The organism is Nesterenkonia xinjiangensis (assembly GCF_013410745.1).
Classification (GTDB): domain Bacteria; phylum Actinomycetota; class Actinomycetes; order Actinomycetales; family Micrococcaceae; genus Nesterenkonia; species Nesterenkonia xinjiangensis.
In genome coordinates, this window is the sequence record NZ_JACCFY010000001.1 from 3,417,000 (window position 1) to 3,429,498 (window position 12,499).

Sequence of the window (12,499 nt, forward strand, 5' to 3'; positions counted from 1 at the left end):
CACCACCATGGCCAAGATCCTGGACAACATCACCCAGGCCGTCGGCAGCACGCCGCTGGTGCGGCTCAACCGACTCGACGCCGATCTGCCCGGAAATGTGGCGGTCAAGCTCGAGTACTACTCGCCCGCCAATTCCGTGAAGGACCGCATCGGCACCTCCATCGTGGATGCCGCGGAGGCCGCAGGAGTGCTCAAGCCCGGCGGCACCATCGTGGAGGGCACCTCCGGGAACACCGGCATCGCCCTGGCCATGGTCGGAGCCGCACGCGGCTACCGGGTGGTGCTCACCATGCCGGAGACGATGTCCACAGAGCGGCGGGTCATGCTGCGCGCTTTCGGCGCCGAGATCGTGCTGACCCCGGGGGCCGACGGCATGCGCGGCGCAGTCGAGAAGGCCAAGGCCATCGTGGAGGAGACCGAGAACTCCATCTGGGCACGACAGTTCGCCAACGAGGCCAACCCGCTGGTGCACTACAACACCACTGGTGCGGAGATCTGGGAGGACACCGACGGTGCCGTCGACGTCCTGGTCTCGGGCATCGGGACCGGAGGCACCATCACCGGTGCCGGTCGGCGTCTGCGTGAGCACAAGCCGGAGATCCACATCGTCGCGGTGGAGCCTGAGGACTCGCCGATCCTCTCCGGCGGAGCTCCCGGTCCTCACAAGATCCAGGGCATCGGTCCGAACTTCGTCCCGGACATCCTCGACCGGGAGATCTATGACGAGGTCGTCACCGCCAACCTGGACAAGGCGCTCGAGACCGCGCGTGACCTGGGCACGCAGGAAGGCATCCTCGGCGGGATCTCCACGGGCGCCAACGTGGCCGCCGCACTCGAGGTCGCCGCCCGCGAGGAGTATCGCGACAAACTCATCGTGACCCTCGCCTGCGACTTCGGCGAACGCTACATCTCCACCCTGCTCTACGAGGACATCCGCAGCTGATCCCCGCGGCCGGCGTCGCACGCTGACCAGGGGAACCCCTCCTGACGGCGGACGTGCCGACTGGCCGCGGCCGCTCGGCCGCCGATAGCCTGCAGTGACCCGCCGTCGACGTCGAAAGGCACCGATCCACCTTGGGCATCTTCAAGCGCCTGCGTGAGGACATCTGCTCCGCGCGCGAGCACGACCCCGCCGCCCGCAGCGACGTCGAGGTGGTGCTCGTCTACTCCGGTCTCCACGCGATCTGGTCCCACCGGGTGGCACACCGCATGTGGGGCGTCCGCCCGCTGAAGACTCCAGCCCGTGTGCTTTCCCAGGTCACCCGTGGACTCACCGGCATCGAGATCCATCCGGGCGCGCACATCGGCCGGCGCTTCTTCATCGATCACGGCATGGGCGTCGTGATCGGCGAGACGGCGGAGGTCGGTGACGACTGCATGCTCTACCAGGGTGTGACGCTCGGGGGCACGTCCCTGGAGCAGACCAAGCGGCACCCCACCCTCGGGAACGGGGTCGTCGTCGGCGCGGGAGCCAAGGTCCTGGGACCGGTCGAGATCGGCGAGCAGTCTGCGGTGGGGGCCAACGCCGTGGTGGTGAAGTCTGCTCCGGCGCATTCCGTGCTGGTGGGCGTCCCGGCCAAGGACCGCAAGCGCCGCCAGGAGGAGCACCGGCCGCTGGTCGACCCCGCCAGCTACGCCCTCGATCCGGCGTTGTTCATCTGATCGGGGCCCAGCTGACGGGTGATCAGCTGACGGGGATCACGCCGCCCCAATCGGTGAAGTAGTACTCCACCGGCGCGTGGGGGATCTCCTCCCAGATCTCCGGGGCCAGTGCGAAGGTCTCTCCGCTGGCCAGCCCTTCCAGCCAGGACTCCACGCCCAGGATGTTCTGCTGCACGAACTTCCCACGACCGCGCTGGCCGAGGTCCCCGTCCTGCGTGTTCCCGGAGGTCTCGAAGAAGATCGCCGCATGGGCATGACCGTCAGGGTTCAGGCCGGCCCAGTCCAGGCCGAGCATCATCGCCGAGACGACGCCGCCCCGGATGTCGATCACCTGACCCCCTCCCACGTCGTAGCGGTCCGCGGTGATGTGGCCCCGGTGCCGGGTGCCCAGCCACACCTGCGAGGCCATCTGTCGGGTGAGCACGTCGAACTCCCCGTCGCGGATCCCGGGCAGCGTGGGCCCTCCCGGAGCCAGGGAGACTCCCAGTGAGAACGTGATCGGCTCGCCGGTCTCCGGATCGAGCTTCTGCCCCTGGTGATGGATGTCCAGGGCGTAGCTGGGCCGGACCATCGTCCAGTACTCGTACCAGGCCCGGGACTCCCGGGCGAGGAAGCCTTCCGCCGTCCAGTCCCGGTTCAGGTCGACGGTCAGCTCGGCGCCCTGGGCGTCGCGGCGCGGCGCGTCGGCCTCCCGGTCCCACAGCGTGGTGGTGCGTGTGTTCATCTCCGAGCCGTCCGGGTTGTACATCGGGATGATGTGCAGGGTGAACTCTTCGCGCAGCCGGCGGTGAGCAGGCTGTCCGCTGCTGCCCAGCGCCTTGAGCACCGCCAGTGTCGCCTCGAGCCCGTAGGGCTCGTCACCGTGGATCCGCCCCATGATCCACACGTGGCGATCGCCGTGGCCGACCTGCGCCACGTAGAGCTCCCGCCCCTGCTCGGAACGGGTCTCGGCAGTGCCGATCTCGGCCAGCGTCCGCACGGTCACCTGCCCCTGGGAGGAGCGCTCGATCTGGGCGAGCTCACGGATCATGTCGTCGTAGCTGCGGATGGCGCCGGTCGGGGTGGAGGTGCTGGACTCCGCACCGGGACGGGCGATCGCCGCCTGGACGCCCAGCGGCAACAGGGCCAGTGAGCCGAGCGTCCCGAGCGCGGCACGCCGGGAGAGGGACCGACCGCCGGGCACCTCCGGTGAGGTCGGCCCCGAGGGCTGACCTGGGACAGTTCGAGAAGGGAACGATGCATCATGTGTCATGCCTGTGAAGCATAGAGCAAGCTGGCCGTGATGCCCATCACTGCGGCCACGGCTCATGCGACCGGACGAGTCAGGGCCCGGCCCGCGGAACTTTCCGCGGGCCGGGCCCTGACTCGTCCATCGTGCGACGCCGGCGCGTCGACGAGGTGATGCTCGGCCTCAGCCGTCGATCTCGGTGCGGTCGCCCGACCACTGGGTGTGGAAGGTGCCTTCCTTGTCCACGCGCTGGTAGGTGTGGGCGCCGAAGTAGTCGCGCAGCCCCTGGGTCAGCGCGGCCGGAAGACGGTCGCGACGCAGGCTGTCGTAGTAGGCGAGCGACGAGGCGAAGACTGGAGCCGGGACCCCGTGAGTCGCCGCGGCGGCGACCACCCGGCGCCAGGCGGGAAGGCACTCATTGATGGCCTCGGTGAACTCCTCGGCGAGCAGCAGGTTCTTCGGCCGCTCGTCGGCGTCGGCGTCGTAGGCCTTCATGATGGTGTCCAGCAGGTCGGCACGGATGATGCAGCCGGCCCGCCACAGCGAGGCGATGGACTTCAGGTCCAGGTCCCACCCGTACTCCTCCCCGGCGGCGACCAGCATGTCCAGACCCTGGGCATAGGCGACCAGCTTGGAGGCGTAGAGGGCCTTGCGCACGTCCTCGACGAAATCGGAGCCGAACTCGGCGGCCGGTGCGTTCTCATCGATTCCGGAGCTGAATGCGGCGTTGGTCTCAGCGCGCAGCTCCTGCTGGGAGGAGATCGAACGCGCGAACACCGACTCGGCGATCGCGGTGACCGGCGAGCCGACCTCCAGGGCGGAGATCGCGGTCCAGCGGCCGGTGCCCTTCTGACCGGCGGAGTCGACCACCACGTCGACCAGGGGGCGGCCGGTGAGCTCGTCCTCCTGCTCGAGAACTTCGGAGGTGATCTCAATCAGGTAGGAGGCCAGGTCGGTGGTGTTCCATTCGCGGAAGACCTTCGCCTGGTCGGCGGGCTCGATGCCGGCGAGGCTGCGCATGAGGTCATAGGCCTCACCGATGACCTGCATATCGGCGTACTCGATGCCGTTGTGGACCATCTTCACGTAGTGGCCCGCTCCGTCGGTGCCGACCCAGGCGCAGCAGGGCTCGCCGTGGTAGTCCGCTGAGATCTTCTCCAGCATCGGACCGAGGGTCTCGTAGGACTCTCGGGAGCCGCCGGGCATGATCGACGGACCGTTGAGGGCGCCCTCCTCACCGCCGGAGACGCCGACGCCCACGAAGTGCAGGCCCTTCTCGCGGAGCGTCTCCTCGCGACGGCGAGTCTCCTCGTAGAAGGAGTTGCCGGCGTCGATGATGATGTCACCCTCGTCGAGCAGCGGGACGAGGTCCTCGATGACGGCGTCCACCGGGGCCCCGGCCTTCACCATGATCAGCACCCGACGTGGCCGCTGCAGAGACTCGACCAGCTCGGCCAGGGTCTCAGTGCGGACGAAGCTGCCCTCGTCCCCATGCGCCTCGAGCAGCGCATCGGTGCGGCCCACCGACCGGTTGTGCAGGGACACGGTGTAGCCGTTGCGGGCCAGGTTCCGCGCCAGGTTGGCTCCCATCACGGCCAGTCCGGTCACGCCGATATCGGCACTCATGCAGTCTCCTTATCGAGGTCTGGTGATCGATCGAGTGCATCCTAGTCCCGGGAGGTTTCCGGGATGACGCAGCCTCCTCATGCGGCACCGGCCCCGTGGTGAGGCGGTGGCGCGAGGTGCTCAGATGACACGATGCTCGCCGTCGACGGTCGACGACGACCGAGGAGGCGAGCGTCTACACTCTATCGCCTCGGGGACCGCAATGTGATGACCATTGCTTCCCGGGGCCAGTCCCCCACGTCAGCGGCGGCGCGGACGTCAAGGAGGGCGCGGGTCAGTCGCCGACGGCGTCGCGACCGCGCCGCACGATCAGCGGGTCGGGCTCCCCCACGACCTCGTGGTCCTTGCCCTCGTACTCGAACTGGCTGAGGAAGTAGCGCATCGCGTTGAGGCGGGCACGCTTCTTGTCATTGGACTTGATGGTGATCCATGGAGCATGATCGGTGTCCGTGCGCCGAAACATCTCCTCCTTGGCGTCCGTGTAGGCCTCCCAGCGATCCAGGGACTCCAAGTCCATCGGCGAGAGCTTCCATTGCCGGACCGGGTCGATCTGCCGGATCGCGAAGCGGGTCCGCTGCTCCTTCTGGGTCACGGAGAACCAGAACTTCGTCAGGTGGATCCCGGCATCGACGAGCATCTGTTCGAACTGCGGAGCCTGCCGCATGAACACCTCATACTCGTCATCGGAGCAGAAGCCCATCACCCGCTCCACACCTGCCCGGTTGTACCAGGAACGGTCGAACAGGACCATCTCCCCCGCAGTGGGCAGGTGATGGACGTAGCGCTGGAAGTACCACTGGCCACGCTCCCGGTCTGAGGGCTTGTTCAGCGCCACGACGCGTGCGGTCCGGGGGTTGAGGTGCTCGGTGAATCGCTTGATCGTGCCGCCTTTGCCCGCCGCGTCCCGACCCTCGAAGACGAGGACGTGCTTGAGCCCGTAGTCCTCTGCCCAGTATTGGAACTTCAGCAGCTCCACCTGCAGGTGGTACTTCTCCAGCTCATAGATGTCCCGCTCGAGGCGATACTCGTAGGGGTAGTTCTCCTGCCAGGTCTCAACGGCGTTGCCCTGGGGGTCGATGAGGTCCGGGTCCGGAGTGTGGCCGTCCTGGACCGTGTAGCCACCTTCGCGGAGGCGGTCGATGAACTCGCGGAGGTTCTCCCGGGGCGCCTGGTTCAGATCCCCCACGATGTCCTGCACCTGGTCCCTGATCATGCTCTGCTCCCCTTCTCTCCTGCGACGTCCTCCATCCGATCAGACGCCGATGAACGGCCCGTTAACGACCTCCGATGACGACTTCCGAGAGCGGGGCACACGCGCCGCTGGCACGTCCACGTCTGCCCCGAGGCGCGTCGGCAGCCCGTCGATGGTGAGGATCGAGTCTACGCCTCTCTGCGGCGCGGCACAGCAGTGCGCGCACCACCGGCGTGGTCAGAGCGCCTTCTCCCCCATCTGGCCGGACCGGACCAGGGCGGTCAGGCGAGAGACGGCCCGATGGTACTTCTTCATGTACCCGCCGGACATCATCTCCTCGGTGAAGAGCTGGTCGAACGGGACCCCCGAGGCGATGATCTTCACGTCCTGGTCATAGAGCCGGTCCGCCAGCACCACGAAGCGCAGTCCCAGGGACTGGGCTTCGATGGTGGTGACACCCTTGAGCACGAGCACCTCGACTCCGCTGAGCAGGTGCCGGTATCGACTGGGGTGCACCTGGCTGAGGTGCTCGGTCAGGGCCTCGAAGTCGTCCACGACGATCGTCGCTCCCTCGTGGTGCGCGGCGGCGAAGTCCTCCAGCTTCTCGGTGGCCAGCGGCGGGGGCGCCTCGGGCAGGCCACGGTGGCGGAAGTCCTCGCCGTCGACCCGGACCACGGCGAACTGGTCGGCCAGCACCTGGATCTCACGCTGGAAGTCAGAGGCGGCGAAGCGTCCGTCGCCCAGCGAGCCGGGCAGCGTGTTGGAGGTGGCGGCGAGCTTGACGCCGGCGTCGGTCAGCTCGCGCATCAGTCGGGACATCAGCACGGTGTCCCCGGGGTCGTCCAGCTCGAACTCGTCGATGCAGACCAGCGAGTAGTCCGAGAGCACGTCCACGGTGCGCCGGAAGGACAGCGCGCCCACCAGGTTGGTGTACTCCACGAACGTCCCGAAGGCACGTTGTCCCGGGGAGGCGTGGTAGAGCGAGGCCAAGAGGTGGGTTTTGCCCACGCCGAAGCCGCCGTCGAGGTAGATGCCGCCCGTTCTGGGACTCTTTGTGCTTCGCCCCCGCCTGCCGCTCGGGGCTCCCGAGGATCCTCCCCCGAAGAGTCGGGACAGCAGTCCGCCCGATCCGCGAGGGCGCCCCACGGTCTCGGCGAATCCGCGCAGTTCCTCCACAGCCTGCGCCTGGGAGGGGTGCCCGGGATCCGGGATGTAGGAGTCGAAGGAGACATCGGCGAAGCGGAACGAGGGCGTCAGGCCCTCGAGGAGCTCCCCGACGCCCACCTGCGGACTCCTTCGGCTCAGCGGCGTGGCGTCAGACGGCATGAGGCCATGCTACCCATTGAGCACGGGCGCCAACGCATGACGGTTCGTGACATCTGGTGGGAACACAACGCGTGCCTCGATACGCTGGCACCAGGCGTATGCCCGAGCCCGACAGAAAGGCCCCGCAGATGAGCGAGAAGGACTTCAGTCAGTACGCCCACCCGGAGAAGCTGGTCTCCACCGCATGGGTGGCGGAGCACAAGGACGACGACGGCGTGGTGCTGGTCGAGTCGAACGAAGACGTGCTGCTCTACGAGACCGGACACATCCCCGGTGCAGTGAAGATCGACTGGCACACCGAGCTCAACGACCCGGTCACCCGAGACTTCCTCGACGGCGAGCACTTCGCCGAGTTCGCCGCGGCCAAGGGCATCAGCCGGGACTCCACCGTGGTCTTCTACGGTGACAAGTCCAACTGGTGGGCGGCCTATGCGCTCTGGGTGTTCACACTCTTCGGCCATCAGGACGTCCGCCTCATGGACGGCGGCCGCCAGAAGTGGACCGAGGAGGGGCGCGAGGTCAGCACCGAGCGGCCCTCGCCGGCCCGGGGTGAGTACCCGGTGGTCCCCCGGGACGACTCGACCCACCGTGCCTTCCGCGAAGACGTGCAGGCCCACTTCGGCAAGCCTCTGGTGGACGTGCGCTCTCCGCTGGAGTACTCCGGGGAGCGCACCCATATGGAGGGCTATGAGGAGGAGGGCGCTCTGCGCGGGGGACACATCCCCTCGGCAGCCTCCGTGCCCTGGGGGAAGGCGGCCCGGGAGGACGGCACCTTCAGGTCCCGCGAAGAGCTGGAGAAGATCTACCGCGAGGACGCCGGGCTCGGCGAGGCCGACGAGGTCATCGCCTACTGCCGCATCGGCGAGCGTTCCTCGCACACCTGGTTCGTGCTCCAGCACCTGCTGGGCCACGAGAACGTGCGCAACTACGACGGCTCCTGGACCGAATGGGGCAATGCGGTGCGGCTGCCCATCGCCGTGGGCGAGGAGCCCGGCGAGGCGCCCCGCGGCTGAACGCCCTCGTCGACCCCGCGACGCCCGGGTTCTTGAGCGCCCGTCGCCCGTGCCTGTCATCGTCAGGCGGGCGGCGGGTCGGCTCAGGACGCCCTCCCCGCTTATCCTGGAGACATGATGACCACCACGACCGCCGCGCGCCTGCCCGAGCCGCTGGCCGAGATCATCGAGGAGTTCCAGGCGGTGCCGGACCAGCAGAAGCTGGAGCTGCTGCTGGAGCTCTCCCGAGAGCTGCCCGAGGTTCCTCCTCGGTATCAGGGCTCCGCCGACTCCATGGAACAGGTGGTGGAATGTCAGACTCCGCTGTTCCTGGCCTTCGAGTACGACGACGAGGCCCGCACAGCCGAGATCGTCTTCTCCGCGCCGCCGGAGGCTCCCACCACCCGAGGCTTCGCCTCGATCCTGCATCAGGGGCTCAACGGCCTCAGCTACGAGGAGATCCTCGCGGTGCCCGATGACGTCCCCGCACGGCTGGGCCTGTCTAAGGCCATCACGCCCCTGCGTCTGCGTGGCATGTCAGCGATGCTGGGCCGCATCAAGCGGAACATCACCGCGCACGTCGCGTCGCTGAGCTGAGGTGCGCCGGTGCGTCGCCGCCGAACAGCTCCGTCACCCACGCCACCACGCTCTGCTCCCAGCGTTCACGGTCGTGGTTCCACTCCTTGACGTGCCGCGCCTGGGTGAACGGTACGAAGGTGACCATCTCGTTCCGCTCGGCGAGGTTCCGTGAGGGGACGTAGGGCACGACGTCGTCATCGCTGCTGTGCAGGATCAGCGTGCGCACGTGAAGCTGGTCGGCACGGTCGATCCAGTTCAACGCCTTGAGGTCCACCGGGGCAGCCAGCCCGGTCACGCGGCGTCCCGCCGGATGCGAGATGAACCAGCTTCCCAGGCGTCCCACGGCCTCCGGGATGCGGTTGGCCCGTGCCTGGTAGCCCAGCACATCGATCCAGTCCACGACCGGCCCGGTGAGCACCAGCCCTCGGATCGCCGGTGCGAGCCGCGACCGGTCCGCAGTCTGCAGAGCGATGGCCCCGCCCATGGACCAGCCGAAGAGCAGGACGTCCTCGGCCCCCTGGTCCAGAGCGTGCTGCACCGCGGCCTCCACGTCCTCCCATTCGGTGATGCCGAGTCCGTAGCGTCCATCGGGCGCGTCCGGGGCCTCGCCGTCGTTGCGGTAGGAGATCAGCAGGGCGTCGATGCCGAGCCGCTCGGCCACCCCCAGCGCACGGATGCCCTCGGCGCGTCGACCCCCACGTCCATGGACCATCACCCCCCAGACGTTCTTCTCAGCCAGCGGGCCGGTGCGGGTGCGCGGGGGCACGTGCCACGCCGGGGCCGGTCCGCCCGGGAGCTCGACGACGACGTCGCGGGAGATGAAGCCGGCGGCGTCGGGCGTCGGGTCCGGCACGGAGGTCCACCATCCCCGGTTCACCTGGCGAAGGTCCCCGTCGTGGACCTTCTCGACGCGGCGGGCGATCGTGCCGTCGCGAGGGCTGAAGGAGCTGATCTCCCCGATCCGTGCGCTGGCCCGGCCACCGTGGAAGTTGAGTCCGTAGGTGCCCTCCACGACCGTCTCGGGAGTGGCCGGCAGGATGACCTCGTCACCGGCGGGTCCACGCACCACAGCGAGGATCTCCAGGTCCTCGGCATGCTCCTTGGCCGGCGTGACCACCACGCGTGCGAAGTGGCCCGCCAGGGCGGAGGCGGCCCCGGCCAGCGTCATGCCGGCGGCCAGGCCGGTGCCGACGCCGAGCATCGAGGCTCGCAGCCAGGGCGTCGGCGGGTCCGGATCGGGAGTCCGTCGGGAACGTCTCTCGGGGAGCCGCTCGATGACCCGTCGGATCCGTGCTGTCAGGCCGCCGACCTGAGCGGGCAGGGCACGCGCTGCCGTGCCGGGCGCGTGAGCGCGGGATGACATGACTGGGAGGCCTCCACGAGGTCGGTTCCGGGTGTCTCGAGGGCCACGATGCCCACAGGTCAGCTTACGCGCGCCTCCGGCCGCGTGCTGTGTTCCACGCCCCAGGCGAGTCCGGTGCCGGGCTGCGCCTGCCGCCTCGGGAAGCTCCGTTGCGGTCCGGACGTTGTGCCTGCTGAACACCGCTGACCCGCAGGGTCGGCGGCCGCGGGCGCCGCACGGGCCCGTGGAGGACACCCGACGATGTGATCGTGATGTGATGGAGCCATGAGCACTGACCAGACCGACCCCGGCGCCCCGGCCGCATTCGCCTCGCTGAGCGACGCTCAGTGGCGAGAACGACTGAGCCCCGAGGAGTACTACGTCCTGCGCCAAGGGGGTACGGAGCGCCCGTTCACCGGAGAGCACTGGGACGCCGGCCAGCCCGGCGTGTATCGCTGCCGCGCCTGCGGCGCCGAGCTCTTCACCTCCGAGACCAAGTTCGACTCCCGCTGCGGGTGGCCGAGCTTCTACCAGCCCGCCGAGGGTGCGAACGTGCGCTATCTTCGCGACACAGGGATGGGCATGGAGCGTGTGGAGGTCCGTTGCGGCTCCTGCGACTCCCACCTGGGACACGTGTTCTCCGGGGAAGGCTTCGACACCCCGACTGATCAGCGATACTGCATCAACTCCCTGTCGATGACCTTCCAGGAGGAGGACGAGTGACCAGCATCGACCTGACCGCCGCTGAGAGGGCCGCGGAGTCAGCGGCACCAGCTGTGCCGGCGGACCTGCTCGACCCGGGCTTCGCCTCGGACAACACCGCCGGGATCTCGCCGGCGGTCCTCGGGGCCATCACCGACGCCAACACGGGTTCTGCCCTCCCCTACGGCGGGGACGGTGTGACAGCACGGCTGGAGCATGTCATCCGTGAGGAGTTCGGATCGCAGGCGCAGATCTTCCCGGTGTTCACCGGCACGGGCGCCAACGTGGTCTCCCTGCAGGCGATGCTGCCTCGCTGGGGAGCCGCCATCTGCACCCGCCAGGCACATGTGAACACTGACGAGGGTGCCGCGCCGGAACGAGTGGGGGCGATCAAGCTGCTGGCCCGCCCTCGCCCCGACGGTCGCCTCACCCCGGAGGACGTCGACGCGGAACTGGGTGCACAGGGCTTCGTCCATGCCGCACAGCCGCTGGCCGTGACGCTCACCCAGTCCACCGAGGTCGGCACCGTCTACTCCCCCGCCCAGATCGCCGCCGTGGCCGAGCGGGCGCACGCCGCGGGCCTGGGAGTGCACATGGACGGATCACGGATCTCCAACGCGGCCGCGGCCTTGGGCGTGTCTCTGCGTGAGGTCACCACCGACGTCGGCGTCGACGTCCTCAGTCTGGGCGGCACCAAGAACGGGGCGCTGGCGGCCGAGGCCGTCGTCGTCCTGAACCCGGACAGGGTGACCGGGCTCGACTACATCCGGAAGTTCTCGATGCAGCTGGCCAGCAAACAGCGGTTCGTCTCCGCCCAGCTGCTCGAGCTCTTCGGCACGGACCTGTGGCGGCGCAACGCCGAGCATGCCAACGCACAGGCGCGGCGGCTGGGCGAGCGGCTCGCGCAGATCGACGGCATCGAACTCTCCTCCCCCGCCCAGGTCAACGCCGTGTTCCCGAAGATGCCCCGCCATGTGGTGGCGGCCCTGCAGTCGCGGTACCTGTGCCATGTCTGGGACGAGGCGGCCGACGGTGACCCGATCATCCGCCTGATGTGCTCCTTCGCCACCTCGGATGCGCAGATCGACGAGCTGGTGGACCACGCGCGCAGAGCCTCCACGGCGCGCCTCGCCCACGGTGGCTGATCCTGTCCATAGGCTGGATGCGTGACAGCACTCGATCCAGCCGGATCTGCGAGGGGACGCGGGCTCGGCCCACAGATCTCCACTCCCGGCATCGACGAGCTCCCAGAGTCCTTCCGCTCGGCCCTGGGGGAGCTGCGCCGTGCCCGACCTCGGCACCAGGCGCTCGTCGAGGAGATCCCGGCCCCGGTGAAACTCGCCCCCTACGCGGTGGCGCTGCGTGCCGAGGTGTTGGAACCTTCGGCGAAGACTCCGGTGCACGGCCCTGCCCGGCTCCGGCCGGCGCCGGAGGAACCGGACATGCTGGCGACGGGGCGCTTCATCCTGCTGCACGATCCCCAAGGCCAGGAGACCTGGGGCGGGACCTTCCGGGTGGTGATCTATATCCGTGCCGAGCTGGACGCGGACATGGGCAACGATCCCCTGCTCGCGGAGGTCGCCTGGACCTGGCTGAGTGATTCGCTGGACCAGTGCGGCGTCGAGCACAGCCACGCCGGCGGCACTGCCACGCGCATCCTCTCGGAGTCCTTCGGCAGTCTCGAGGAGCGTCGGGCCAGCAACACTGTGGAGCTGCGCGCCTCCTGGACGCCCACGGGCTCGCACCTGGGCCGGCACTTGGAAGCCTGGGCCGACATGGTCTGCTCCTTCGCCGGACTCCCGCCCCTGCCCGACGGCGTGGTGGCCCTGCCCCATGTCAGGAGGAACTGA

Annotated in this window: 12 protein-coding genes; 7 read left to right on the forward strand and 5 right to left on the reverse strand. The window is 68.7% G+C overall.

Annotated elements, in window-relative coordinates:
* Positions 1 to 7: 7 nt before the first annotated feature.
* Positions 8 to 943: a cysteine synthase A gene (gene cysK / locus HNR09_RS15275; RefSeq protein ID WP_179542807.1), complete on the forward strand. Its 936-nt coding sequence runs from the start codon at positions 8 to 10 to the stop codon at positions 941 to 943.
* A gap of 131 nt (positions 944 to 1,074) precedes the next feature.
* The gene (epsC, locus tag HNR09_RS15280; RefSeq protein WP_179542808.1) at positions 1,075 to 1,662 is read left to right on the forward strand and encodes a serine O-acetyltransferase EpsC; all 588 of its coding nucleotides are present in this window, start codon (positions 1,075 to 1,077) and stop codon (positions 1,660 to 1,662) included.
* Between the two features lie 22 nt (positions 1,663 to 1,684).
* On the opposite strand, the gene HNR09_RS15285 is transcribed toward epsC, so the two are convergent.
* The 4 genes from HNR09_RS15285 to zapE all read right to left on the reverse strand — a co-directional run bounded on the left by HNR09_RS15285 (position 1,685) and on the right by zapE (position 7,034).
* A complete protein-coding gene (locus HNR09_RS15285) occupies positions 1,685 to 2,914 on the reverse strand; it encodes a M14 family zinc carboxypeptidase (RefSeq protein WP_179542809.1) in 1,230 nt (409 codons plus the stop codon).
* 159 nt (positions 2,915 to 3,073) lie between these two features.
* Positions 3,074 to 4,516 carry an NADP-dependent phosphogluconate dehydrogenase gene (gene gndA, locus HNR09_RS15290; protein ID WP_179542810.1) on the reverse strand — a complete coding sequence of 481 codons (1,443 nt, stop codon included), beginning with the start codon at positions 4,514 to 4,516 and terminating at the stop codon, positions 3,074 to 3,076.
* A 274-nt stretch (positions 4,517 to 4,790) separates the two neighbouring features.
* Complete coding sequence (ppk2, locus tag HNR09_RS15295; RefSeq protein WP_179542811.1) at positions 4,791 to 5,729, reverse strand: polyphosphate kinase 2; 939 nt, start codon at positions 5,727 to 5,729, stop codon at positions 4,791 to 4,793.
* 216 nt (positions 5,730 to 5,945) lie between these two features.
* Complete coding sequence (zapE, locus tag HNR09_RS15300) at positions 5,946 to 7,034, reverse strand: cell division protein ZapE (RefSeq protein ID WP_179542812.1); 1,089 nt, start codon at positions 7,032 to 7,034, stop codon at positions 5,946 to 5,948.
* A 128-nt stretch (positions 7,035 to 7,162) separates the two neighbouring features.
* Between zapE and HNR09_RS15305 the strand changes: the two genes are divergently transcribed.
* Positions 7,163 to 8,047 (forward strand): sulfurtransferase, encoded by an 885-nt coding sequence (locus HNR09_RS15305; protein WP_179542813.1) that lies wholly within the window; start codon positions 7,163 to 7,165, stop codon positions 8,045 to 8,047.
* 117 nt (positions 8,048 to 8,164) lie between these two features.
* Complete coding sequence (locus HNR09_RS15310) at positions 8,165 to 8,623, forward strand: SufE family protein (RefSeq protein WP_179543253.1); 459 nt, start codon at positions 8,165 to 8,167, stop codon at positions 8,621 to 8,623.
* Here the strand turns inward: HNR09_RS15310 and HNR09_RS15315 are convergent.
* Positions 8,595 to 9,968 carry an alpha/beta hydrolase family protein gene (locus HNR09_RS15315; RefSeq protein ID WP_179542814.1) on the reverse strand — a complete coding sequence of 458 codons (1,374 nt, stop codon included), beginning with the start codon at positions 9,966 to 9,968 and terminating at the stop codon, positions 8,595 to 8,597. The two genes, HNR09_RS15310 and HNR09_RS15315, sit on opposite strands and share 29 nt — an antisense overlap.
* Before the next feature lie 264 nt (positions 9,969 to 10,232).
* Here HNR09_RS15315 and msrB point away from each other — a divergent pair, with 264 nt between their 5' ends.
* The 3 genes from msrB to HNR09_RS15330 are packed head-to-tail and all read left to right on the forward strand — an operon-like array spanning position 10,233 to position 12,499.
* A complete protein-coding gene (gene msrB / locus HNR09_RS15320; RefSeq protein WP_179542815.1) occupies positions 10,233 to 10,670 on the forward strand; it encodes a peptide-methionine (R)-S-oxide reductase MsrB in 438 nt (145 codons plus the stop codon).
* Entirely contained in the window at positions 10,667 to 11,794 is a 1,128-nt protein-coding gene (locus HNR09_RS15325) for a threonine aldolase family protein (RefSeq protein WP_343047565.1), read from the forward strand. The genes msrB and HNR09_RS15325 overlap by 4 nt, the downstream gene beginning before the upstream one ends.
* A 21-nt stretch (positions 11,795 to 11,815) precedes the next feature.
* On the forward strand, positions 11,816 to 12,499 hold the full coding sequence (locus HNR09_RS15330) for a DUF3000 domain-containing protein (RefSeq protein WP_179542816.1): 684 nt from the start codon (positions 11,816 to 11,818) through the stop codon (positions 12,497 to 12,499).

Bases quoted from the DNA above. Each gene is read 5' to 3' on its own strand.
- cysK (WP_179542807.1), top strand. From the start codon at position 8: ATGGCCAAGATCCTGGACAACATCACCCAGGCCGTCGGCAGCACGCCG.
- HNR09_RS15285 (WP_179542809.1), bottom strand. From the start codon at position 2,914: ATGACACATGATGCATCGTTCCCTTCTCGAACTGTCCCAGGTCAGCCC.
- gndA (WP_179542810.1), bottom strand. From the start codon at position 4,516: ATGAGTGCCGATATCGGCGTGACCGGACTGGCCGTGATGGGAGCCAAC.
- ppk2 (WP_179542811.1), bottom strand. From the start codon at position 5,729: ATGATCAGGGACCAGGTGCAGGACATCGTGGGGGATCTGAACCAGGCG.
- zapE (WP_179542812.1), bottom strand. From the start codon at position 7,034: ATGCCGTCTGACGCCACGCCGCTGAGCCGAAGGAGTCCGCAGGTGGGC.
- HNR09_RS15305 (WP_179542813.1), top strand. From the start codon at position 7,163: ATGAGCGAGAAGGACTTCAGTCAGTACGCCCACCCGGAGAAGCTGGTC.
- HNR09_RS15310 (WP_179543253.1), top strand. From the start codon at position 8,165: ATGACCACCACGACCGCCGCGCGCCTGCCCGAGCCGCTGGCCGAGATC.
- HNR09_RS15315 (WP_179542814.1), bottom strand. From the start codon at position 9,968: ATGTCATCCCGCGCTCACGCGCCCGGCACGGCAGCGCGTGCCCTGCCC.
- msrB (WP_179542815.1), top strand. From the start codon at position 10,233: ATGAGCACTGACCAGACCGACCCCGGCGCCCCGGCCGCATTCGCCTCG.